Origin of the sequence: Bacteroides sp. 2_2_4, assembly GCF_000157055.1 — a bacterium.
Lineage (GTDB): Bacteria > Bacteroidota > Bacteroidia > Bacteroidales > Bacteroidaceae > Bacteroides > Bacteroides ovatus.
The window spans coordinates 17,073-40,123 of the sequence record NZ_EQ973361.1; the positions used below are offsets into that span (position 1 = coordinate 17,073).

General features: G+C 40.7%; 21 protein-coding genes. 6 read left to right on the top strand and 15 right to left on the bottom strand.

All coding sequences use genetic code 11. The annotated features are described in order from the left end of the window. The first annotated feature begins 286 nt into the window (after positions 1-286). Positions 287-853 (top strand): ribonucleotide-diphosphate reductase subunit alpha, encoded by a 567-nt coding sequence (locus BSCG_RS12675; protein ID WP_004323418.1) that lies wholly within the window; start codon positions 287-289, stop codon positions 851-853. 1 nt (position 854) lies between these two features. Next, positions 855-1,358, top strand: a complete 504-nt coding sequence (locus tag BSCG_RS12670) for an SLOG family protein (protein WP_004323417.1) — start codon at positions 855-857, stop codon at positions 1,356-1,358. Positions 1,359-1,699: 341 nt separating this feature from the next. Here BSCG_RS12670 and BSCG_RS12665 read toward each other — a convergent pair whose 3' ends face one another. Continuing rightward, on the bottom strand, positions 1,700-2,185 hold the full coding sequence (locus tag BSCG_RS12665; protein WP_004308674.1) for a dihydrofolate reductase family protein: 486 nt from the start codon (positions 2,183-2,185) through the stop codon (positions 1,700-1,702). 179 nt (positions 2,186-2,364) lie between these two features. Continuing rightward, positions 2,365-2,565, bottom strand: a complete 201-nt coding sequence (locus BSCG_RS12660) for a hypothetical protein (protein WP_007898922.1) — start codon at positions 2,563-2,565, stop codon at positions 2,365-2,367. Positions 2,566-3,040: 475 nt separating this feature from the next. On the opposite strand from BSCG_RS12660, the gene BSCG_RS12655 reads away from it, so the two are divergent. Further along, positions 3,041-3,262: a hypothetical protein gene (locus BSCG_RS12655; RefSeq protein ID WP_007898927.1), complete on the top strand. Its 222-nt coding sequence runs from the start codon at positions 3,041-3,043 to the stop codon at positions 3,260-3,262. Positions 3,263-3,274: 12 nt separating this feature from the next. Beyond that, positions 3,275-3,847: a hypothetical protein gene (locus tag BSCG_RS12650; RefSeq protein ID WP_007218123.1), complete on the top strand. Its 573-nt coding sequence runs from the start codon at positions 3,275-3,277 to the stop codon at positions 3,845-3,847. 139 nt (positions 3,848-3,986) lie between these two features. Here BSCG_RS12650 and BSCG_RS30895 read toward each other — a convergent pair whose 3' ends face one another. From BSCG_RS30895 to BSCG_RS12640, 3 genes are read right to left on the bottom strand one after another with little or no spacing between them, the layout of a single operon-like run. Continuing rightward, the gene (locus BSCG_RS30895) at positions 3,987-4,340 is read right to left on the bottom strand and encodes a hypothetical protein (RefSeq protein WP_004323416.1); all 354 of its coding nucleotides are present in this window, start codon (positions 4,338-4,340) and stop codon (positions 3,987-3,989) included. A 19-nt stretch (positions 4,341-4,359) separates the two neighbouring features. Further along, complete coding sequence (locus BSCG_RS12645) at positions 4,360-4,845, bottom strand: hypothetical protein (RefSeq protein WP_007898928.1); 486 nt, start codon at positions 4,843-4,845, stop codon at positions 4,360-4,362. 5 nt (positions 4,846-4,850) lie between these two features. After that, positions 4,851-5,408, bottom strand: coding sequence for a Panacea domain-containing protein (locus tag BSCG_RS12640; protein ID WP_004308669.1), 558 nt, complete (start codon positions 5,406-5,408; stop codon positions 4,851-4,853). Between the two features lie 538 nt (positions 5,409-5,946). On the opposite strand from BSCG_RS12640, the gene BSCG_RS12635 reads away from it, so the two are divergent. Continuing rightward, the gene (locus tag BSCG_RS12635) at positions 5,947-9,018 is read left to right on the top strand and encodes an N-6 DNA methylase (RefSeq protein WP_008776193.1); all 3,072 of its coding nucleotides are present in this window, start codon (positions 5,947-5,949) and stop codon (positions 9,016-9,018) included. Positions 9,019-9,218: 200 nt separating this feature from the next. Here the strand turns inward: BSCG_RS12635 and BSCG_RS12630 are convergent, their stop codons facing one another. The 5 genes from BSCG_RS12630 to BSCG_RS12610 all read right to left on the bottom strand — a co-directional run bounded on the left by BSCG_RS12630 (position 9,219) and on the right by BSCG_RS12610 (position 15,085). Then, positions 9,219-9,512, bottom strand: coding sequence for a hypothetical protein (locus BSCG_RS12630; protein ID WP_008640392.1), 294 nt, complete (start codon positions 9,510-9,512; stop codon positions 9,219-9,221). After that, positions 9,493-11,532, bottom strand: a complete 2,040-nt coding sequence (locus BSCG_RS12625) for a phosphotransferase (RefSeq protein ID WP_008640394.1) — start codon at positions 11,530-11,532, stop codon at positions 9,493-9,495. Before BSCG_RS12625 ends, BSCG_RS12630 begins: the two co-directional genes overlap by 20 nt. A gap of 391 nt (positions 11,533-11,923) precedes the next feature. Further along, the gene (locus BSCG_RS12620; RefSeq protein WP_008640395.1) at positions 11,924-12,937 is read right to left on the bottom strand and encodes a tyrosine-type recombinase/integrase; all 1,014 of its coding nucleotides are present in this window, start codon (positions 12,935-12,937) and stop codon (positions 11,924-11,926) included. Beyond that, positions 12,921-13,877 carry a tyrosine-type recombinase/integrase gene (locus BSCG_RS12615; protein ID WP_008776194.1) on the bottom strand — a complete coding sequence of 319 codons (957 nt, stop codon included), beginning with the start codon at positions 13,875-13,877 and terminating at the stop codon, positions 12,921-12,923. The genes BSCG_RS12620 and BSCG_RS12615 overlap by 17 nt, the downstream gene beginning before the upstream one ends. Then, positions 13,874-15,085 carry a tyrosine-type recombinase/integrase gene (locus tag BSCG_RS12610; RefSeq protein ID WP_008640397.1) on the bottom strand — a complete coding sequence of 404 codons (1,212 nt, stop codon included), beginning with the start codon at positions 15,083-15,085 and terminating at the stop codon, positions 13,874-13,876. Before BSCG_RS12610 ends, BSCG_RS12615 begins: the two co-directional genes overlap by 4 nt. Before the next feature lie 144 nt (positions 15,086-15,229). Here BSCG_RS12610 and BSCG_RS12605 point away from each other — a divergent pair, with 144 nt between their 5' ends. After that, positions 15,230-17,185 carry a helicase-related protein gene (locus tag BSCG_RS12605; protein WP_008776195.1) on the top strand — a complete coding sequence of 652 codons (1,956 nt, stop codon included), beginning with the start codon at positions 15,230-15,232 and terminating at the stop codon, positions 17,183-17,185. Positions 17,186-17,423: 238 nt separating this feature from the next. On the opposite strand, the gene BSCG_RS12600 is transcribed toward BSCG_RS12605, so the two are convergent. The 5 genes from BSCG_RS12600 to BSCG_RS30815 all read right to left on the bottom strand — a co-directional run. Then, on the bottom strand, positions 17,424-19,313 hold the full coding sequence (locus BSCG_RS12600; protein WP_008776197.1) for a P-loop NTPase fold protein: 1,890 nt from the start codon (positions 19,311-19,313) through the stop codon (positions 17,424-17,426). 221 nt (positions 19,314-19,534) lie between these two features. Continuing rightward, on the bottom strand, positions 19,535-19,924 hold the full coding sequence (tssD, locus tag BSCG_RS12595) for a type VI secretion system tube protein TssD (RefSeq protein ID WP_004308665.1): 390 nt from the start codon (positions 19,922-19,924) through the stop codon (positions 19,535-19,537). Between the two features lie 332 nt (positions 19,925-20,256). Beyond that, the gene (locus BSCG_RS12590) at positions 20,257-21,741 is read right to left on the bottom strand and encodes an FRG domain-containing protein (protein ID WP_032849554.1); all 1,485 of its coding nucleotides are present in this window, start codon (positions 21,739-21,741) and stop codon (positions 20,257-20,259) included. Positions 21,742-21,942: 201 nt separating this feature from the next. Further along, positions 21,943-22,284 (bottom strand): hypothetical protein, encoded by a 342-nt coding sequence (locus BSCG_RS12585; protein WP_008776200.1) that lies wholly within the window; start codon positions 22,282-22,284, stop codon positions 21,943-21,945. Further along, the coding region (locus BSCG_RS30815) for an RHS repeat domain-containing protein (protein WP_305803630.1) at positions 22,281-23,051 on the bottom strand (771 nt) is incomplete at its 5' end. The genes BSCG_RS12585 and BSCG_RS30815, both read right to left, overlap by 4 nt.

Consider the following 23,051-nt stretch of genomic DNA (forward strand, 5'->3'; position numbering starts at 1 on the left):
CGCCTATTCTACATGTCTATACGACAACCGCCTGTAGTAAGAAAGCATATTCTGTTTGTCGGTTAGCTCTGCCGTAGTCATATTTTTCGCAAAGTAAGCCGCCTTTTACCAAACATCAAATCGCCACTATCGCTGGAACGAAAAATCTTCCTCTGACACGTCAGAGCGTATTTCTTGTCCCCGTTTTGTCTTATCGGTATTCTTGGGCGGCAGTTGATGGCAGAAAATATCCCTCAGCAGGCTGAACAGCCTTCAAAAAGAGGGAAAAAGAAAAATTATCAGAGTTATGGCAAAGACAATAGACATAGAACTTCAAAAACAGTTGGACAAGCCACAGGCATGGTTCTGTAAGTATTTTCCTGCACGCATACGCAATGTGAGTGAGCGTGAGATAGCAGACCGCAAGTTAGTCTTTGATTTCAAGGATGGACGGGCATACGAAGAGGTTGCTCAACGCACGGCAGCCAACATGACCGAACGTTATGGAACATCATGTACCAACATTGTATTTTCTCCCGTACCGGCATCCACCGATAAGAAGAACGAGATACGTTACAAAGCATTCTGCCAAAGAGTATGCGAACTGACGGGAGCTATCAATGGTTATGACCATGTATCAGTGAGTGGTGAGAGGCTAACCATTCACGAAAACCGTAAGGCAGAGAAAGAAGTCCGTAAGGTAAACGTCATTGAGTTTGATTCGGCCTTTTTCAACGGCAGGTCTGTGGTAGTCTTTGATGATGTGATAACCAAAGGGCTGAGTTATGCTACCTATGCCAATCAGCTTGAAAGCCTTGGTGCTAATGTACTCGGAGGTATATTCCTCGCAAGAACCCATTACAAAGTGAAATAATATGACCCAGACAAAGTATGATAAGGCAGTGTCCGTTTGCTTCAGTGGACACCGCAATATTCCATTCCTATACAGGAAGCAACTGAAGCTGCAATTAAAGGCAGCGATAACCAAGGCATACGCTGGAGGTTATCGTCATTTTTACTGTGGTTGTGCCATGGGGTTTGATATGCTGGCGGCAGAAGTTGCTCTTGCGTTGCAGTCCGAATTGTCAGGTCTGCAAGTTATTGCCGTAGTACCGTATCGCGGACAATCCGAGCGGTGGAACGATGCGATGAAAGCCCGGTATGATACTATTCTCTGTAACTCGGATGATGTTATCATCCTGAGCGAACACTACTACCATGGCTGTTTGCTTCGACGCAACGACTATATGGTTTTTCAAAGTTCGTCTCTTATTGCCTGGTATGACGGCAAACCCAAGGGTGGTACGTTTTATACTTATCGTAAGGCTACAGCGAATGGACTAAAAGTTCTAAATCTCTATGGCAGCTCAATCGTATAACAGCCATCTTGTTTTCGCATATTCCGAGCCGTAGCGGTGACTCCTTTGCCATTCATGTAAAGGCTGTTTTGTCAGCCATAGCGTGATATGGCAAAGTACGCTATTAGTTCTGATGTATTGCCCGGCTTTACCTATGTGCCGGTTTAGTTGGTGTTGCTGTATTTTTATATCTTCGGAGGCTCCATCCTCCTTATATCTTTCTCTACCTTTTTTAGTATTCGGCTTAAAAAGTAATATACTTGCCTTACTTTTCGCCTATTTAGCATGTTTAAGGCACGTCTTTTTATAAATAAGTGCAGCAATTGGTTGCTGCACTTTTGCTATAATATCTATTTGTCATATTAGACCTTCCCGTACACCGTCCTCATTTTTCCGTCCACCAGCACCTTATTTGACCGCACAATCCAAGCTCTGCCGTCATTCAATCCGCATTCCAATGCCTTTTCGCCGCCGCCGATTAGTACCGGAACGGTTGTCACTGTGATTTCGTCCGCCAGCCCGTTATCCAAGAGTAAAGCCCCGATTTCCTCACCGTAAGCCACCACCATACCGTCGCCGTCTTCCTTCATCTGTCTCAGTTCTGCCACTGCATCTCCTTGGATGAACTTCACTCGTTCATTCTCCGTCAGGTCGATGCCGCCGTTCGTCACAACCAAAGTCTCTTTCGCCGTAATCGGCCAACCCAAATGGTTCATATAAATACGCAGGTAAGTTTCTTCGTCAATCAGCACACAACTGGAGGCATCCACAGCCGCATCAAAATGCTTGTCCGAAGGAGCCGGACAACCGTCGATGGACTGATACACGTGCAAGGAAATCTGTTTCATATTCAATGTGTTTTTAAGAATTATGTCCACCTTGCACCCTAAAGAACAGCATGAACCTACGCTATTCCGGAATAGAGGTACTGCCATACCTAAAAGGCAGATAAGCAAACCCTTGCTGTATAAACATACAGTATGAATATTTTGCTATACATCTTGTCTTTTTGATAAGTGTCAGTTTTCTATTCCAAGACGTTCAGTGAACGTATAATATGTATATCAATCTCCGCCTGTTTCCAAGCCGAGTATGAATCTTCCATGTCACGACAATGACCGTACCCGAAAGTACCGTCTGCTGTCTTCATTTTGACAAAGATAACGAAAAATTGGCGGATAAGCAAACAAAAAACATTGTTTTTCTGGTTGCCTGTTCCGAACTGCATTCTGCCTTATCAAAAAGACTTACTCATTCCCTATGATTTAATACAGTCGTCATTCTGCAATTATCAAGAGATGGGCCAATCCATCCGATTCCACCTCCCTTTATAGTTCACCTTTCTCCGATATAGTACGGGCAATCCGTTCCGGTTGTCCGTTACCCTGTTTTAACACCCCTGTTTTACAGTTTTATTCATCCCTTTCTATTTGATTGTCATTTATTATCGTTTTGCTGCTGCCGTGCGACCTCTCGTGGACTTATTTTCCCGCAAAGGTAATAGGCTGCTCCAATCTTGCCAATGCCGGCGTTCCGCCGCGAGTGAGCCGCAAAAATCTTCCTCTCCGTCTGTCGAGCGTATTTTCCCGCATCAGCCTTGTCAGATTGTTTCCGCCACCTTTTGGAGGCAGAAAAATAAATCCCAAAGGTCGCAAACAGGTTGAACAAAGGGAAATAGTAACAATAAAAACAAAAATAACATTATGAAAACAGAGATTAGGCAGAATGGCAAAGTGATACTATCGAGTACAGACGATATATCCATTCCGATGATTTTCAAAAACTTATGTGGTAAGAACTTTTCTGGAAACGACTATCAAAACTATCTCAAAACAGTTTGTCAGGATATTGGTGTTACGATGGGGGCGATTGAGTATTATGCCGACAACGTTTTGATTGAGAAAGCAACTATTCCTGAATTTTAAAAACTATATACAATGAAAAGGAAAGAGAAAGCAGCAGTAGATGAATTTGTCGCCCTTGTAGGAGGCAAGACATGGGAGCCTGTACGACATAAATGTATGGGTAAATGGAGTGGTATGACCGATTACGGTTTTGTCATAGACGGACGGATAACGCTCTTTGTTTCCAATAGTATGGCATACTTTAAGAAACGGATTCGTGAGTGGATTAAGTCGATACATACTTTTGAAGCGAAGAAAGATTGCTACCTTCGCTTGCTACGTGAACAAATTGAAAAGGACAACGACAAGGCAAAGGACGAAAAGTTAAATCCTGTCAGACTGATAGACATTGGCATCTTATCCCCCGAAAGCAATAGCCCGTTTGATTTTTTTACCCCTTATGTGTTAGTCGAAATAAACGGCAGGCGGTTCAAGCATCAAACAGCGGAGTTAAGTTGCGCTATTATGGTGGATAGTTTGGCAGGATACCTTGAAGAATGCAACTGCAAGGATATATACACGGCAAGGGCAGTGCGTACACCTGACTACATTTTTTGCGGTGTGCGGTTTGACTCCCGTGATAATATGTATAAGATTGGAAAGTAGAGATTAATGATGTCTGAAGAAGTTGTCACTTACAACGATAACTCCAGTCGTTTTAAAGGACGGCATCAGCATTTGACCTACTAAATACATAAGTTCCCAATTTACGATTGGAGACTTATGTATTTTTCTGTATGGAAAACTAATCAAATAATCGCTGACTTATCATCCAGTCATTAAGCACGTCCGGATCTACACGATTTGTAAGATTCACATTTTTACTCAAACAACCGATTTTCTCACCTCTTAAATAAATAACTGGTGGGGTTAATGTATTCGGATTGTATGGACTTAACGATGAACTGGGACTTCCATATATGGAATACCGATTCTTGAAAGATATACTTGAAAAGTGACTACCGTATATATTCTCGTTGTTGGATATGGAATCAGGAGTAGATGTGTTCAACGACAATCTGCCTAAATACAAACCGTCATTTGCCAATAGAAACGATTCTTTCCTTGAAATTCTGGTATCTAAACCTATTCTATCCATTCCCTATGATTTAACGCCATTATTTAATAATGCCATAACGTCTTTTAGTTGCATTATCGAACACCTCTGTCTCTCTTAGAAACTGCATTACCCGTTCCCTGTCTTCGGAAATCAGGCAACCTTTCAGTTTACCGTTCTTTTCCGTGATTTTTAATTTTGAAAGTTCGAATATATCGGAACAATCCAGCCAACTGTCATAGTCCAGAATATCACGATAGTTCCGAACCATCAAAGGATATTGGCAGTCCAGTAGCTCTTCCGACCTCTTGGAAGAATCTATTTCCGAATTTATCAGTAAGGCACCGATAGCGACACCTTCCGGAGTAAAGCCGATAATAACAATATATTTATTACGGTCTTTATATCCGTCTTTTAGTATCAGTCCGTCCTCTTCGTCCAAGGGGACATAAATAATGTCACCAATTTTGACTGATGACATCTCTACTTGCTCAGCTTTGGCCATTATAGCTTTCAGCTTTTCCAATGCACCGGTTTTGTCGTCCATTTGATTTAAGATAAAGCGTTCTTGACAATCTGCTTTTCTCGGATATAATCTACCATGTCCTTGGTAGCTTTTCCTGCCCGGGCTATATCTATAATGGTAATGAAGTTTTTTTGAGGATCATCCTGAATGCGTGTCATCGCTTCTTCCCATGCCGAGTCATGCGACAAATCGGACAAGTCATAAGGGTCTGTATCCTTATATTTAGCGATAGCAGCGTCAAGACAACGTTTGTTGGCACCTGATATATAGTCCATATCGGGTACGGCAGAAGTATATACCTTCTTGTCACGAACCTCTATGTCTGAAAGGAACTCGTCAAAATTCCCATCCAAGGGTTTGCCTTCTGCAATTTGCAGTGCCTTGTAGGTATAGGCTGGCACCGGGCCATGCTTCAATGCTCTGAAAGAGTCTTCGACAATCACTTTGCCATATTTGACAAGATGGTCCTGTTGGGCAAAATAAAGTATTTTAAATAACTTTATATAGTCCACTCCTTGAGTGAAACTCTGCATGATGTAGAGTACCACTGCTCTTATTTTAGCAATCTGTATAGCTGTTTTCATTTCAAAAAAATCTATGCGATTACAAAGATACAACTAATTTGCTGAATAATACGCTCATGATACAAAAAAAATAGTCCGTTGCATTTTTTTACGACATTTAATATAGTCGTCATTCTGAGAGTAATAGTCTGCAATTATCAAGAGATGGGCCAATCCACCCGATTCCACCTCCCTTTATAGTTCACCTTCCTCCGATTATAGTACGGGCAATCCGTTCCGATTGTCCGTTACCCTGTTTTAACACCCCTGTTTTACAGTTTTATTCATCCCTTTCTATTTGATTGTCATTTATTATCGTTTTGCTGCTGCCGTGCGACCTCTCGTGGACTTATTTTCCCGCAAAGGTAATAGGCTGCTCCAATCTTGCCAATGCCGGCGTTCCGCTGCGAGTGAGCCGTAAAAATCTTCCTCTCCGTCTGTCGAGCGTATTTTTCCGCATCAGCCTTGTCAGATTGTTTCCGCCACCTTTTGGAGGCAGAAAATAAATCCCAAAGGTCGCAAACAGGCCGAAAAAAGGGAAAAAAAGAAAGGTTAAATTATGAGTTACAACAAATTGAAATCATTGGTAGCGAACGTGGAAGCCATAGAAACGGCAATGAAAATCCAAGTTCAAGGCAGGCAGGCCACTGCGGAAGAAAAAGAAATTTTATCCCGATATTCTGGTTTCGGGGGTATCAAAGAAGTGTTGAATATAGGTACGGACAAGCCCATAGGTGGTGATATGCAAGAACCGATACAAAGATTGCAGGAGTTAATCAATGCTTACCCTCATTTCACAGAACCCATGCGACACAATGTCATAGAGGGTATCAAAGCATCTGTACTGACAGCATTTTACACTCCTAAATTCCTTGTTGATGCAGTGGTGCGGCAGATACACGCCACGTTCAGCGAAAACGGCCTCAAAATGCGTTCATTTCTCGAACCGAGTGCAGGTATAGGCGGTTTTCTGCCCATAGCCATGTCCGGCACGTATGACTATGCCATTGAGAAAGATCTCATTTCGGGGATGATACTTTCCCTGCTCCATGAGAACACGCTAACACGGACGGCTGCATTTGAAACCATTGGAGAACAAGGTTTTGAGCATACAACTTTCGATGTCATAGCCTCCAACATCCCGTTTGGCAATTTCCGGGTATTCGATGCGGAGCTGTGGAAGAAAGGCGGTATGTACGAACAGGCCACCAAGACCATACACAACTACTTTTTTGTCAAAGCGATGGAGTTGTTGAATGAGGGTGGATTATTGGCTTTCATCACATCGAGGGGCATAGCCGACACGCCCGGTAACAAGTTCGTGCGTGAATATCTTGTAAATCATGCAGACCTGATAAGTGCAATCCGTCTGCCCGATATGCTTTTCATGCAGACAAGCGGTATAGAGGTAGGCAGTGACCTGCTGATATTCCAAAAGCACACGCACAAGACGGTACTCTCACAACGGGAACAACTGTTTTTACAAGTAGGCAGGGAAAAGGCGGACGCCATAGGCACAATGACCGAATACGCCAACAAATTGTTTACCATGCCGAAAACTACCCTTGCAACAGGTAGCCGCATTGTACAGAACCAATACGGAAAATATGTGCGCAAATACCAATGGCAGGGAAATGAAAATGCCATGTCGCAATATCTCGCCGCACTGCTGAAACTCGACTTTGGCCGATATTTCCGCAAAAGTCTTTTCACAGGGAACGGACAGGGCAGCGAACATATGCAAATGTCCCTTTTCGGGAATGTAGCGATGAAACAAGTAGAAAAAGGTAAACGAGCCTACACGGATGGGGTGGAAGCATGGATGAAAGACGGCGCAATGGTACTGTTTGAGGGCCAGGTGGGTACTATCCAATATCGAAAATCAAGTCTTTATCAAGAGGTAGCCATTGATTTTGTGCCGGTGGACGAGGGTAAGGTCAATACAGATAGGGCGAAAGACTATTTCCCTATACGCAAAGCATACTTTGAACTGTCAATCAAAGAAAGGGAAGAACAAAAAGAGGATAACGGATTGCGTAGAGAGCTGAACGCCCGATACGATGCCTTTGTTGCCAAATGGGGCTGTTTCCACGAGAACGACAACAAGGAGTTTATCATGCTTGACAGCCTCGGTGTGGAAGTCTTTACAATAGAAATGCAGCTTGGAAAAGATTTAGTCAAGTCCGACATCATGCGTGAACCTGTGGCGTTCAAGAAGATAGACCCGAACAAACGGCTGACACCGATTGAAGCGTTGGCAAGCAGCTTGAATTTCTACGGCAAGGTTGATATGGACTACCTGATGCAGTCCACGGACAGTGCCGAGGAAGAAATCATCGGCGACCTCAAAGGTGAAATATTTTACAATCCCGCTATCGGGGAGTGGGAGCATAAAGGCAAGTTCCTTTCAGGCAATGTCATAGCCAAATGCAAGGAGATAGGTTCTTACTTGTCCGAACTCACGGACAGGGAAAAAGATTGGACGGAAACTGCTGTAAAGGCTTTGGCGGATGTGACACCCGAAGCGATACCCTACGAGGAACTCGACATTAACATGGGTGAGCGTTGGATTGACACTAAGTTATATGCCGATTTTGCAACTGAACTTTTCGAGACCGAGACAAGCGTAATGTATTTCGATGTGAACGACACCTACATGGTACGTCTGCAAAGTTACTCTCCGGTGGCTTACAACACCTATTTCGTTCGTAACTATGACGGTGGGGATTTGTTTGTTCATGCCCTGCATGATACTGTACCTGAAATCACGAAAGAGATATACCGCAATGGTGATAAGGTGCGTGTACCGGACGAGGAAGCCATACAGGAGGCAGCCACCAAGATACAGGAGATTAGAGACCGTTTCAACCGCTGGCTTGACAGGCAGCCGATAGAGGTTCGGGACGAGCTGGTGAGGGTGTATAATGAGCGTTTCAACTGCTATGTCAGGCCGCACTATGACGGTTCGGCACAAACCTTTCCGCAGCTCTCTTTCGAGCAATTTCCATACGATAGCCTCTATCCCTCACAGAAAGATGCTATCTGGATGATTAAGCAGAACGGAGGCGGTATCTGTTGGCACGAGGTAGGCACAGGCAAGACGATGATAATGTGTGTTGCCGCCTACGAAATGAAACGTCTCGGATTGGCACACAAGCCGCTTATTATCGGGCTGAAAGCCAATGTGCACGAAATCGCCGATACGTTCCGTAAGGCATACCCTACGGCCAAAGTTCTCTATCCGGGCAAGGACGATTTTACCCCTGCCAACAGGCAAGAGGTCTTTTCAAAAATCAAGAACAACAACTGGGACTGCATCATACTCACGCACGACCAGTTCGCCAAGATACCGCAGTCAGAAGAGACCATGATAGATATATTCACGGAAGAGCTTGCCGATGTGGAACGTAACCTTGAATTTTTGGAGCAGTCCACTATGCGTTACCGTAGCGGAAAGATGCAGGAGGGGTTAGAAAAGCGCAAACAGAACCTTGGGGCTAAATTACAAGAACTGCGTATGAAAATCAATAATCGGAAAGACGATGCTGTGGACTTCCACACAATGGGAATAGACCATATTTTTGTAGATGAGTGCCATTATCAGAATTTTTTAAGTTTTCCTATTTTATGAGATAATTGGCTGATATTTATAGATTTTAGTCTGATTTAGTTTGGATTATTTATGGATAGTTTTGTAAGAAAAAGAAGCACCATGCTTACAAGCATAGTGCCATATAATCTTAAAATAATACGAATTTAATGAATTATAAACATCTAAAAAGATGTAGTAAGTGAAATTTATCTTGACTTTGTACTATTGAAATACAAAGATTATTCTATACAATACTTATTATATGCGTCTTTATATATATTTCTCACTTCCTCTTGAAAAGCCGCCCTTCTATTATGTAATTCCATCAATTGGCCATTAATCTGCTGATAAATAATCCTGTGTGCCGGATTTGGAAGCAATGTTTCATCATATACATCTGTTTCAAAATCCTCTTCTTCTATAGCCGCATGAGCAAGATTTAATAAATCTTCCTTGGTCATATCGGTTACAACCATCCAGTTTTCGCCTCTTGTAAAATAGGCTTTCCGATCTTCAATTTTTAAGTGTTTCATAAATATCTTTCCTTTCTGAATAAGCTTGTTCACCAGCTTCTAAACTGTTCAACGTGATTTCGTAATTCTCAATGGTATTTCCTTTAACATCCCTTAGGGTTTGGGCTGTTGGGTAGCCGCTATAAATGTTGAAATGAACTCCATCTGCCTCTATCTTTTTTTCCGTATAAAGAATGTAATCTGGCTTTATAGAACCTCCTATTGTATTATTATGCGTAGAAATAATCACTGGCATATTCTCTGCCATTTCCTTAATAAACTTATTTACCTCGTTCTTCAAAAAGAGATTATCAAACGAAGACTCTGGTTCATCAATAATGAGAATGTCACATAGAATAGCATCTTTAATTTTCTGCAAGAAGTTAAACTCCGAACGTTCCCCACCGGATACAGGCAAGCCTGAAGAATTAAGTATTCTGTAATCTATGGCTGCAAACAACTTATAAATACGATTACTCTCAACGCCTGCCGCCTTTAATTCATCTAAATACTGAATAGGGTTCCCATACTTTGCAAAAGCGTTAGTAAGTGACACCTGTTTTAATCCGACAGTTTTCAAATCTGTAGCATTCGCAAATGGGCGTGCGGACACACTGATTGTAAAATGTCCGGCCTTTTCCGTGCTAATAGTTCTGCTTTTCTTTATCGCTATAGCTACTTGGGCAAAAATTTCACGCTTTTTCTTATTGATGAAGTATTGGTATAAGTCTATATTGGGAATACGAGGTGCTGCAGATTTCAATTGTAGCGACTCCTTTACCATCTTGATTATGTTATTAACTTCTTTGAAATACAAGTTGGCAACGTTATCCTTCCGACATTGTTCTATCAATTCTTTTAAGAGTGACTTCAGTGAGGCTTCGGGCAAATGCTTATTGACAAGCGATTTGTAAAGCTGTGATTCTAATAAAGTCAGTGTTGCATTGATAAGTTTTTTAATCTCATCAAAACTTAGTTCTTTGAAATCGCTTTCATTAAACAGTTTTGACTTTGAGAAAACATCGTTAACATCGCTTTGCTGTGCTGAAGACATAACCGCTTCAAGGTACTTCTGCAATTTCATCTCATCCTCATCGGCTGAACAAGTTTTCAATACATCTGTTACTATAACGCTAAACTCGCGCAAGTAATCCTCTGCAGAATTTTCTTGTCTTACCTTCAAATCATTTTCAAACTGTTCAGAATCACTCCTACTAGTATTGAGCAGTTCAAATTGTTTAATGTATTTGGCCTTTCCTTCAAAACGGCTAGCAATGGCATTCAAGGTATGAGTTTTCCCTGTAGAACGTTTCCCAAACATAATATTAAGCCCCGTTGATAACATCTGTCCATTCGGGAATATCTGAAAAAGTTTAATTCCTTTTTCTGAGGTCAAAGTAACCTTTGTCTTATCCATTAGACAGAGTTTCAGTGTATTGACATTCACCTGATCAACATCAAAAAATGTATGGCTGACAGGATACTTATCTGGTGTAACACCTTTTTCTATTCTAAAGTCACTGAAATAGACAGGCGTAAGTTCTGTATCCTCCTTCTCCATATAAATAAATTTCTTGACGCTCGACACTTCACCTGCTATTATGTTTCTTCCCAATTTCTCGATGGTATCTTTATGAAGTTTTGGTTCTTTTTCATAATGTGGTATAAGTAAATATTTACTCAAATCTCCAAATATTCTAATGAATGTATCATAAGAAATATCATCATCCTTAGTTTTGATTAGATTTTTTACTTCTTCACATTTTGAATTAAAATCAAACAGCGTCCCGTCATCGTTATTCGCTATGACAAGAATATGCCCATTCTCCAAATCTACTTCAATACCGGGTAAAACAACTATTTGCGTCAATGCATCCTTGATTTCTTGATATTGTGCGTAGTCAAACAAGTTGTGATTTGTGATAGCAATTACATCCAATTTTGTTTTTGCAACATAATCCAACAAAACGTCTTTATCATAAGTAAACATCCTATCTGATACAGATGGCACTGTATGAATATGTAAATCACATCTTTTCATATATTTCTAATTTGTTAAATATATTTTCAAATGCTCAAAGAACAAATGGAAATCTGATTCCAAAATTACCAAATTATCCTGTATAACAGATGATTTTATAAAGATTTTGATATAGTGATGGCAAAAAAACACGATAAAATAGAATTAAAAACACTTCTAATTAGAAAAGTACAAGCAACACATATTTGTATTTTGAGATGATATAACAAAAAAGCATTTGCAGATAAATAATTCCAAACACTTTAACTTTGACACCTTTATTACCAACTGGGAGTATAACTGTATATTGCTATTTTTACATACAAAGTGGCTGTGTGTCAATAAACTTTTGTATATTGACACACAGTTTTACTTTCAATTCGTCAAACTTATGTTGAGAATATTTTAGGCCTCATGTTTTATTATTTTTCCATTTCTTTGCCATATTCTTTTGACTCTCGTTTTCAAGCGTTTCCAAAGCTTTCTCTTCTTGTTCTGTAGTTATATCAAGATACGCCATTGTGGTTTGGATACACTCATGTCCAAGCAAATATGAAATTTGAGCTATGTTCATTCCATTTTCAAGCCAATGTGAAGCCTTGGCATGTCTGAATTGATGGGCATGTAAGTTCAATGGTACATCTTCACAAGTTTCATGAGCTATTAAGGCATATTTTTTCAGCATTTTGTTCACATTTTCGGCAGACATAGGAGCATATACTCCTTTGCTTTTTGAATAAAAGATTAGTGCATCCATATCATTATATTTCGGATGGTATTTCTTGAGGTATCTCTTTAAACATTGCACTGGTTGAGACAAAAGAGGAAGTGGGCGTTTCTTTCTCCCTTTTCCTATGACAATCATGTGAGGTTTAGTACAATCCATGACGATATTACTAATCTTCAATGTAAGGAGTTCATTAACACGTATAGCTGTAGAGTACAAAAGTAGCATCAATGTGAAATCACGAAAACCTGTTGCCGTTCTTTGATTTGGGACAGACAATATGGCTTTAACAGCCTTTTTGCTTAAGCCAATAACTTTTCTTTTAGGCGTTTTCTCATTGGGAATGTTCTCAGCTTGTAGAAATACGGCCATATAAGTCATATCTCTGTCCGCTACATATTTCAAGAAGGCACGTAAGGCTGACAACCTTACATTGCATGTTGCAAAGGTACAATTCCTATCGCTTTTCATCCAAATAATCCATTCCATGATATATTTCCTACAGAAGCACTCTGCATTCAATGTTTCCGGTAAAATGCCTTTCACTTTCTTAAGAAACTCAGCATAGAGTGTCACTGAAATTTTATAGTTTCTTTTCGTGTGAGGGCTACAAGCTTTTATTGAGGGCACATAGTACTCAAGCCACTCATGTAAATAACTAGCAATCTGTATTGCTTGTAAGTTAATCTTCTTTTTCATCTGTCTCTAATATTAATGATTGTTCTATTTCGCTATCGGCATATGCTATTATATCAGAAATCGCAGGGGTCAAAGAATAGTAAGCCAATGTGCTTTCCATTTGTCTGTGTCCCATGCTCTTGCTTAGAGCTAATAACTTGTCGTGTACTGCAAATCCTTGGTGCGTCCAGCTGTTTATGTTCTCTATGGCGTAGTTGTGCCTCAGTTCGTATGGAATCGCGTGGGATGAATTGCAGCTTTGCCACAGCACCCTGAAGTGGTACGTTACCCATACAGGAGGGTGCGGCTTGTCATCCGGTGTCGGGAAAAACACCCTGCGGTTCGGAGTCAGCCCATCTATTTTTCCGTCATAAATACGCATCAGGGGCAACATTGTGTCATGGAGGACTACATAATGTTGGTCATACCCTTTGCCGCGCTTGATGGATACCACGCCGTTTTCAAGGTTTACGTCATCGCGTTCCAGCAGGACGGCCTCGGTTGTCCTTATTCCTGAACTATACAGTAAGCGGAAGAACACCGGCAGTGTCATGCGCTGGATAGCCGCGAGTCTGCCACGCCTTGGCTTTATGTTGTCGCAAGCGTCAAAGAAGCGTTTCAATTCATCGTGTGTAAAAGGATGCGGCGTATAAGTTCTCGGTACAGACCTTGGCACTTGCGGCAAGTCAATTTTCGTCATTCCACGCTTTTTCATGTACTTGATGAAGTCCGAAACAGGATAGACACGTGACACGCAAGAGTTTGTGCATTCAGTTGGACGTTGCCTACAACACCTGTCAACGATTTCTTGGGTAAGTTCGGTTTGCTCTGGATATTCCCTTACGCAAAAATGGTCGAACTGTATTATGTTCTTGATATAGCTATAACTGTAACGCCCGGAAGCCTTGCGGTATTTTACATATCCTTCTATAGCTTTGGATAGGAATGAAATTGTCTTCATACGTCAAACACCCCCTTTCCTATGGGAAAGTGTTCTATACTCAATGAACATTCCTTCAGCCTCTTGAATTCCGCACTAAGGTAACGGTCAAGAGAATCTGGGGACGCATGACCGAGGGTGGCACTTATGACAGGTTGCTGCACACCGCCTTGCAACAGAGTCGTCGCCACATTATGGCGGAATAGGTGCAGACTTTTTCTCTCATTTTTACCTTGTCTTATTCCTGCTTTGCACATGACTTTTGAGCATATGGCATCGAGATTGCTTGTATGAAGCCTTCTGTATGGCACGTGTACTGTGAGAAAAACATATGGTTCCGAACTTCGGGGACGTTCTTTGAGCAGGTAATCAAATACAGCGTTTCCTACCACGGCACGGAGTGGCAATGTCAGTGGCTGTCCGGTCTTTACCTGAGTGATTTTTATCAGGTCGTGTTCCCAATCGAAACTGTTAAGCGTGAGTGCAGAGATATCACACCCACGCAATCCCGTGTACATGGCCAAGGTTATGATGGCTTTGTCCTGTAGGGATATTGTGCCATCGTATTCTAAAGTATGCCTGATAGCAGTAAGCTCTTGATCCGTAAGGTATTGAATATTCTTCCGCATGTTGGGTATAGCCGGCAGATATGCGATTATACGTTCAACGGATTTGCCATAGTGGGGCAAACAGGCTTTCAGTCCATATTCCACCGAATATTTGAGCGAATGGCCCATATTCGGTTTTCCGTCTTTGGAAAATACTTCCAATACCGCATTTCCTGTTATTGACTCTAATGAGTACACTCCCATTTCCTGTAGCCGGAAGAAGAACGAAGATAGTGCATACTTCACATTCGTTGAAAATTTGCAACATCTACCTACCGTGTTGAAAGCCATGTCTGTTACATCCTTGTATTCTGCGCAGAGCAACTCGTAGTGGTGCGGTTTACTATAGTGTTTACGACCATCGGGTAATAATCCATTCTCGATATATTGGCAGATTACACGTAACAGGCGTACCTTGTTCCTATAAGTATACTTGTTGGACCACAATACTTTTAGTGTCGGTTCAACGTCGGTGAGACTCTGCCATTTGTAATGGTTAGCATTTCCTGATAGCCACTCAGCCATTTTCTTCACATAGTCTATGTACATGGCTGAATAACCGGTGTCTTGCAAATAAGAAACAAGACCATTGACTTTTTCATTTAGATTAAATATGTCCATAATCGCATTTTGTTTGAAAGTTATTACAATTATAGACGTAATATAATCAGAACTATCTACTGTGCAAAATAAATGATTACTAAATAATTAAGTAATTTAACAGGAAACTTATAAAAGTTCTGATAATGGCTCAAATCCGAAATTTTGGATTTATCGCATATTTTCAAGAACTTAATGTTCCAGACACGCCATAACCGTGTGGCAGGTATCGGCAACACCAAAGGCTCTCAAAGGGCAATGAACCTCTTGTTCGCCATTCGTGACATCCAACTTCGTACAGGTCGTGACCTTGGGGCTACGTTTCTGTCGGGTACAGTGGTGGTAAATGCACTGACCGAACTATATGTGATGTTCAAGTATTTGCGTCCGCAGGAGCTTCAACGGCAACGGATTAGCTGTTTCGATGCGTGGGCAGCCATATTCACAAAGAAAACGGCAGATTATGAGTTGAACGTGACAGGCTCGGTGAAGCGCAAAGAGCGTTTTCGTACTTATATCAAAGTACCGGAACTGGCAATGTTCCTGCGTGAGATTACGGATTACCGTACAGCCGACATGATAAATCTTGATGTGCCTGAGAAGAACGTGCGTTTCCTCTCTTATCCCCCGACAATTGAGCAGGAGGAAATGATAGGACGCTTGGTATCTTTTGCCGGTAGCGGCCAGTGGGAGGACTTGGGGCTTGACGTTCCGCAACCTGACAACCTCGACAAGGCGAAAATGTTGGTTGCGACCAATGTAGCCCGAAAAATGGCTCTTGATATGCGCTTGTTGGGTTGCAAGTTCAAGGATGATGCCGATAACAAGGTTTCTATCTGTGCGAGGACAATCTATGATTACTATATACGCTCGAATGGTAATCGGGGTACACAGTTCGTGTTCAGCGACCTTGGTACATACAAACCGAACGAATGGAACATATATACCGACATCAAAGAAAAGTTGGTACGGCTCGGTATTCCTGCTGATGAAATACAGTTTATCCAATGCGCCACTACCGAGAGGGCAAGAAAAAAGCTGTTTGAAGAAATGAACAATGGCAAGGTGCGAGTTCTTTTTGGAAGTACGACCATGTTAGGCACAGGTGTGAACGCCCAACAAAGGGCTGTGGCGGTGCATCACCTTGAAATACCTTGGCGACCTGCTGACATGGAGCAACGCAATGGCAGAGCAGTACGCAAAGGCAACACCGTAAAGCTGTGGGGTGGCAATGTGGTGGATATCGTAATTTATGGTACGGAAAAGACCCTCGATGCCTACAAGTTTAATCTGTTGAAAAACAAGCAGATGTTTATCAATCAAATTAACAACGGCACAATTGCCGTGCGCCGTATCGACGAGGGAGGCATGGATGAGGACAGCGGTATGAACTTCGCCGAGTTCGTGGCTATTCTGTCAGGCAATAACGACTTGCTGAACAAGACGAAGCTCGACAACAAGATTATGCAGCTTGAAAAGGAACAGGCTATTTTCAAGAAAGAACGCATCCGTGCCGAGCGTAAAATAGCTGCCTGTCAGGAAGAAGTCGAAAAGGCAAAGCGTACTGAGGCCGATTTCAAGAGGGATTTGGAATACATCAACTCGTATAATGGGGCAAAGGCAACCCTGCTTTTAAACTTGCCGCAAGCCAGTACCGAGGAAGTTGGTCGGGAGTTGCACCGTATAGCCAGGACCTACCGCAACGGAGCGTATGGCACAGTTGGCACGTATGCAGGACTGAACTTGTTGGTGCATAGCGAGTATAATATGGACGGTACGTTTGACCGCAATACATTCTTTGTAGAGGGTATAAGTGGGTTGAAATACCGATGCGGCCTAAGCGGTGCGCTGCCGCTTGGTTTCGTTGAGTCGGCGCAATATCCGCATGGAGCATTAAGCAAATTGCCCTCTCTTATCGAGAAGCAACAAAAGGCGGTAGAGCGGATAGAAAGCGAAATTCCTACATTGCAGAAAATCGTTTGTCGCCAGTGGAGCAAGACTGATGAGCTGTCAAGGCTCAAACAGGAATGCAAGGAACTCCAGCACAGGATTGATGAAAGTCTGAAAGAGGCCGAACAACCACAGGCTGCCAAACACGAAGCTATTGCCGAAGCTGCTTGACATAATCATAATTTAACCGTTCCCTCTGCATGGTCGCGATGACCGGGCAGAGGGATTTTTTTGCGCTCCGGTCTGCCGACGGCTCTACTCTTTTATGGCATCCTTTCTCCCTTTATAGCCTCCCGATTCCCCACCGCCACCCGTTTCCCTTTATAGCCCTCATATCCTATATTTTAGCCCAATAGGGAGAATGACCTTTCATCGCATATCCGTTTTTGCGATACGTCATTTTTAGCTTCTACATTGGTGGCAATGTGTCACTTTTGCCTTCACACCTCCTAATAGCTTCAATCAAGGCATTTTTTAACTTTATGAAGGCAAGTTTATCCACTCCTTTTGATATACTGATTTCATTACCGACCAAATCTTTCAACTTGAGTAAACAAGGAACATCTGCCTTATATCTGTCTCCCACATCTTGTAAATCATAGTCAAATTTATAATGATAAGCAAGAAATTGCGTAAAAGTATTTTTACTTTTATTGCTTAGTTTGCAGATAGCATCAAAAAGAGCATTGGCATCTTCAGATGCAAATATAGCACGAAGTTCGTATGTACAACTTTTATCTGGATAAGGCAATCTGTCTATGATTATAAGTTGTTCTACTATTCCTTCAGTCAAATTACGCAGTGCTTTTTGCATTTGATCTGGCAACTCATTTTTCTTTGATTCTATCTTCTGCAAGAAATAGTCCACAATATCATCCGTTATTGGAGTCTTGGAATCTGTGGTTACATAATTACATCCACTAATAAAAAGCCCTTTTAGCTGATAAAGTTCCTCTAAACTGATTTGACTATTAATTATTTCTGCTATTCTCACTTTTATTAAAGAGACATAAGCCTGTATAAAATAGAAAATGCCAATAGCGTCAAAATATGATAGATACGCAATACTATAACCAAGTTGATAAGTGTCTTTTATCTCTCTATCCAATATGGATTTTATAGTGTCCTGACAAATACTTTCAAGTTTTTGCTGCTCCATATCGAAAAAGCCGGATAGCATTTCCCAAGGTTTCAATTCTTTTTGCTTATCCCTTATCTCCGTAACAATAAATTCTACAAGTGGAGCACCTGTAATAATATAGTGTATAATAGCCGTAACATACTCCGGATTTAAGACATCATAAATTAGCTCCTTGTTTAAAGAGTGATATTTTTCCCTTAGATGCTGTATCCTTTGCTTATCCTCATTATTATCTTGGAGTAGAGAAATCCGACAATCTCTACTCCAATTACAAATTACCTCTTTGTTCTCACTATTATTATACTCTGCATACACAGCAATAAATGACCCAAGAATATTCTTAAGAAATATATTATCCTTTTCAACCAGTTCGGGAGGAAGTTTGTTTAAGTGGCTTTTAAAATCATATAAGCATTGTCTCAAAACTCGTAAGTTATCGGATTTTGTACACATAAAACAGGCAATAATGAAATCACGCATTTCTTTCAAATAATCGGATACCGGTACTTCGCCAAGGAAGTATTCGATGGCTTCTTCTATGTCAGGTTGTATTTCAAATTCCCTGCCTATGGTCTTTTCCTTAAACTCATCCCATACAGCCTTGGGAAGTTCTTCAAGGTGGTTCTCATCTCCAATTACGACAACATGACAATTACAATGCTCTACAAAATAGTTGATAAAGCCTAACAATTCCTTCATCTCTATCAGGCACCTTTCGATGTCATCGAATATCAGAAACTTTACACCTCTTATACTGTCGTCTTTCACTTGTAGTAACGACAACGAATCCAGTGTTGCGGAAAATGAACCATCCTCTTTAGAGTCTTCATTAAAATCCATACTCGTCTTGAAGACTACCTTACCGGCTAATTTCAAAACTCCCTTTATGAAACGCCCCGTTTTCGAATAGAAGAAAGGATTTAATTCCCTATCTATAGCTGTCTTGATGTCATTCACGCTATCCATTCCATAGGTCGAAATGTAGATGGGCTTTAGCGTAATTTCCCCGTCGGTATCTGCGGTTCCATCAAACCTCTTCTTCCATTCTTTTATAAGATGAGTTTTGCCACATCCCCATTTTCCTTTCAGCATCACGGCATACTGAGGATTAGTATTATCAGCATAGCTGTTTAAAAAATCAAGAATCAAAGTATTCATACCCTTGTTATTAACATAATTCTATTTTAACTCCATTGGAAAACAAAAATGTAGCAATAAGAATATTAAATATGAAAAAGTAAACGACGCTGCAAATCCATTATCACCACATCCACAATGAACAAAGTTAGTGATATTTCTTAATACAATAATATCCAAACAACTATATTTCATGTTTCTTCTTTGAAAAATTCAATAAAGGCTTGCAGGAATCGTCAGTCTTACCATTGATTGCTTAAATATGCGTCTCCTATCATAATAATATCCGCAGAAAATGTGATGGTGGAATACATTTGGCGTTTCCTGTCAACATTGTAAACCTCTTTGTAATATACGATATACGCATATTTGAACTCCACGACACGAAAGATTGAATTATCCTTAGTGTTGTAATAAATCACCTTGCCGCTTATCGCTTTGAAAGGACTGTTTACCATTGCTTCAAGAATAGTAGTTTCTCTGGTAGATTCAACGGTTATGGTAATACGTCCGCCAATAACATTTGTCACTGGCCTTCCTTTATTATCTGTCTTGCGGTTAAATTCAATATGTGATGAAATCACTTCTATATCCTTCCCTTGCAAGCACACGGTTGCCTTTAATTCTGCCATGCTGATCTTATTATTTATTATAAAACCAAGACATTTCGCCTTGGTTAAAGCAGTCAGACCGCTTTCAAGACAAGAAGGAGGATATCATATTTCGCAAATATAGAATTTTCCTTTGAACATAACAAACAATCAATTAAATTTATTAACCAGCAAAATAGAAGAAACTCTATTTACAGGCTATCCTCCCTTCTAAGTATTATTTATACAAAGTAGAGAAATGCTTGCAAGTTCAAGATGTACCACGAAATTAAGACTTGATGTAATTTTTTCAAGCTGAGAGCCGAGCTATCCGTGTAATAGCTCGGCTTGTTTTTTTTAAAATGAGGGAAAGGTTATTTAGGCAGATGATATTTGTCCTTTATATGCTCGGCCACGTGTTCGACTTCTGGAAACAACGTTGATTTGTCTATGCCGAGGGCTTCAAGCTGCTTCCTAATCTTCCGCTTCTGCGCTTTATTGATGATGTACACTTTGTAGCTGAAGTTGAGTGATGCTGGTTGGCTTTTATTGCCATTGATACCATAAAGGAAAAATGCCCCGGACTGCCGGATTATGCGAGGATTGTCAAACATCGGTTTTACACAAAAGACTCTCTCGATATCCTTTGAGTCAATCACATTCTGAAAATGGGGTTTCTCGTACTTAATTTCATGCAGAAGATATTGGATTTCCTCTTCGGAGTTGAACTCCTTCCTATCCAGTTCTCTCAAATCTTCGATACTGAAATCTATTGGGCGTTTGGCGATATTAGAAACGACACTGACAGCATCGCTATCAAAATATTTAATATCTGACGTTTGAACTTCGAATCGGAACAGTTTTCCGTCAACGGCATCATTCTCGCACGCAAAATACAGAGCTACCAAAGGATTTGTAGTAATATCCAAGAGGCGTGTCGGCAAGGAGTAATGCTGCATCTTGACCAACTTCTCAAAGGTAGATGTACACCCTTTGAAATCAGCTGGACTTTGAGCGATAATATCTCTGAAAATTCTATTTTCATTCTGGATTAAGAATTTCTCTCGATAGATGGAGGGAATCAATCCAAAACTCTTATCTGACTGTCCTCGATAAAAGATATGGTAATCCATATCGTCCTCTAATTCGTCTTCAAGTTTCTCGAATAGAGTCCGGATGCTACCAATACTTGATGAATCACTCTCCGGTGTATAATTATATGCCTCGTATGAAATCTCCCACGGACGTTTCCCAAGAGTCTTGACTATTTTTTCTGACAACTCATTATATGATGCAAAACTATCATAAGTGTAGCCCAGTTTCTTGCTTCTTAGATACGATGAAGTGTTGGAGTCCAAAGGAACATATCTTTCCGGATTAACGTAAAATAGAACAATACTGAGCTTTCCCTTTCCGACACTTTTAATGTTCAATGCCGTTTGAAAAAGCCGTTCATCCACTTTCCCTTCTTTTACTTGTCTGAACAATTCCCATAATACATTTATATCATGCTTGTTCCTTGTCGATTTATGTGGAAACAGATGCACTTTCATCGGATGTATTGTCGGGATACCGGATACATCTGTCGGTTTTGGACAGTTCAAATTTAGCTTACGCCTTAAACCCTGTAAGATTTCGACTCTTCTTTCATCGGAATGAAACTTGTTGAGATATGAAAAGAACGTGAAGGGATCAATTTCCTCCAAAGCTATCTCCTTGCCTCTCTCCGAACCATCACGAAAGCCGGTTATGCCTATTTCTTTTAAGGTATCTATTAACTTTGGTTGGTTTTTCTTTTGTTCAATCAACCAGTCGGATAATTTTTTATATATTGGAATCCATGTGAATTTTTTGTCCATGTCTAATTAAAAGTTTATTCATCAATTGCATCACGAGCAGAAAATTGACAAGATGGTAATTACCATAACACCTTTATTATAAAATAGACAACCACATCAATGGTCATTTTAATCCTCCACTACATTATTCTACATATACTTTCAAGTCACGCATTATACATCGAAAGTCCCCTATATCCAGTGATGAAATTAATTATTATTTTATAGATTCTTAAACTCAAATATTAACCAATCAAATAAATTTGAAGCTATAAAGTCCAAATCCTGTTTTCTTACAAGAAATGAGAAAAAGTATAAATTATCAAAATAATGAGCAACCTCACAATATGGAATATGCGTAAATTCTATGTAAACCTTATAAAACCTTTTTAAGTCATTAGAAATCTTTTCCAAATCTAATGATGAATTGGTTACATCATATGATATTTCCATATAACAAGCTCCTTTATTTTTCACAATAATGAATGGGTTATGCTCTTTTTCACAATAACTCCAATATTGTTCTTTGGTTGTGCTTTCATTATTGATAACAAGATATTTCATTTTGAACGGTATTTTATATTTTTATTTGTTTTTATCTTAAAATCTGCCACGTCAGTGATGGCTTTATTTTTGTCAATTTTAGCCATATAGTGAATTTCAACTCCATTGATTGTTTGAGACATCTTTGAATATCCATTAAAGGCCTTATCTCCAATTAGAGCTGATTCAATTATAACAGTTCCATTTTCAGGATGTTTTTTTACAAAATCTAAAACAAAAGCTTCATTTTTATCTGCTGTTTTAGTTCTGCCTGTTGATTTGATTCTTTGATATTTGGGCTTTCTCGCTTTAGATTTCTTTTTAAGGCCAAATATGTCTAACCAACTATTTGTATCCTCAACATACCCATACAGATTAAGTATTCCCCCATCAAGTCCAATCGGATCTTGCGAGACATACATCCCCATCTTCGGTGAGTAGTACCTGAACCTGTTGTACGCCAGCCCTGTCTCCCGGTCATAATACTGCCCCTGGAACAGGAACGGTATCATCCCCCTGTTACCCGTCTCCCCGATGACGTTCCCATCCATGTCGAGCACCCGGTTCCACACCTCGTTGCCCTCGGCATCGTATGCCTCCGTCGGTGCTCCGAGCTGGTCGGTCAGTATCGAGTAGGACCTGCCTTCCTTGAGCATGGCCACCGGCACGAAGGAATCCTCGTCGAAGAGCCATACCGTCATGTCGCGGCGTTCCGTGTCCGTATTCCACCTGTCCTCCACGACGGAGTATTCCCTATGCTGCTTCCACTGGTGCAGCGGCACGTTGCC

Bases quoted from the DNA above. Each gene is read 5' to 3' on its own strand.
- BSCG_RS12630 (WP_008640392.1), bottom strand. From the start codon at position 9,512: ATGAAACACTTAAAAATTGAAGATCGGAAAGCCTATTTTACAAGAGGC.
- BSCG_RS12660 (WP_007898922.1), bottom strand. From the start codon at position 2,565: ATGCAGTTCGGAACAGGCAACCAGAAAAACAATGTTTTTTGTTTGCTT.
- BSCG_RS12665 (WP_004308674.1), bottom strand. From the start codon at position 2,185: ATGAAACAGATTTCCTTGCACGTGTATCAGTCCATCGACGGTTGTCCG.
- BSCG_RS12625 (WP_008640394.1), bottom strand. From the start codon at position 11,532: ATGAAAAGATGTGATTTACATATTCATACAGTGCCATCTGTATCAGAT.
- BSCG_RS12615 (WP_008776194.1), bottom strand. From the start codon at position 13,877: ATGAAGACAATTTCATTCCTATCCAAAGCTATAGAAGGATATGTAAAA.
- BSCG_RS12585 (WP_008776200.1), bottom strand. From the start codon at position 22,284: ATGAAATATCTTGTTATCAATAATGAAAGCACAACCAAAGAACAATAT.
- BSCG_RS12635 (WP_008776193.1), top strand. From the start codon at position 5,947: ATGAGTTACAACAAATTGAAATCATTGGTAGCGAACGTGGAAGCCATA.
- BSCG_RS12600 (WP_008776197.1), bottom strand. From the start codon at position 19,313: ATGAATACTTTGATTCTTGATTTTTTAAACAGCTATGCTGATAATACT.
- BSCG_RS12655 (WP_007898927.1), top strand. From the start codon at position 3,041: ATGAAAACAGAGATTAGGCAGAATGGCAAAGTGATACTATCGAGTACA.
- BSCG_RS12645 (WP_007898928.1), bottom strand. From the start codon at position 4,845: ATGGACGACAAAACCGGTGCATTGGAAAAGCTGAAAGCTATAATGGCC.
- tssD (WP_004308665.1), bottom strand. From the start codon at position 19,924: ATGGCAGAATTAAAGGCAACCGTGTGCTTGCAAGGGAAGGATATAGAA.
- BSCG_RS12670 (WP_004323417.1), top strand. From the start codon at position 855: ATGACCCAGACAAAGTATGATAAGGCAGTGTCCGTTTGCTTCAGTGGA.
- BSCG_RS12650 (WP_007218123.1), top strand. From the start codon at position 3,275: ATGAAAAGGAAAGAGAAAGCAGCAGTAGATGAATTTGTCGCCCTTGTA.
- BSCG_RS12620 (WP_008640395.1), bottom strand. From the start codon at position 12,937: ATGAAAAAGAAGATTAACTTACAAGCAATACAGATTGCTAGTTATTTA.
- BSCG_RS12610 (WP_008640397.1), bottom strand. From the start codon at position 15,085: ATGGACATATTTAATCTAAATGAAAAAGTCAATGGTCTTGTTTCTTAT.
- BSCG_RS12640 (WP_004308669.1), bottom strand. From the start codon at position 5,408: ATGAAAACAGCTATACAGATTGCTAAAATAAGAGCAGTGGTACTCTAC.
- BSCG_RS30895 (WP_004323416.1), bottom strand. From the start codon at position 4,340: ATGGATAGAATAGGTTTAGATACCAGAATTTCAAGGAAAGAATCGTTT.
- BSCG_RS12590 (WP_032849554.1), bottom strand. From the start codon at position 21,741: ATGGACAAAAAATTCACATGGATTCCAATATATAAAAAATTATCCGAC.
- BSCG_RS12675 (WP_004323418.1), top strand. From the start codon at position 287: ATGGCAAAGACAATAGACATAGAACTTCAAAAACAGTTGGACAAGCCA.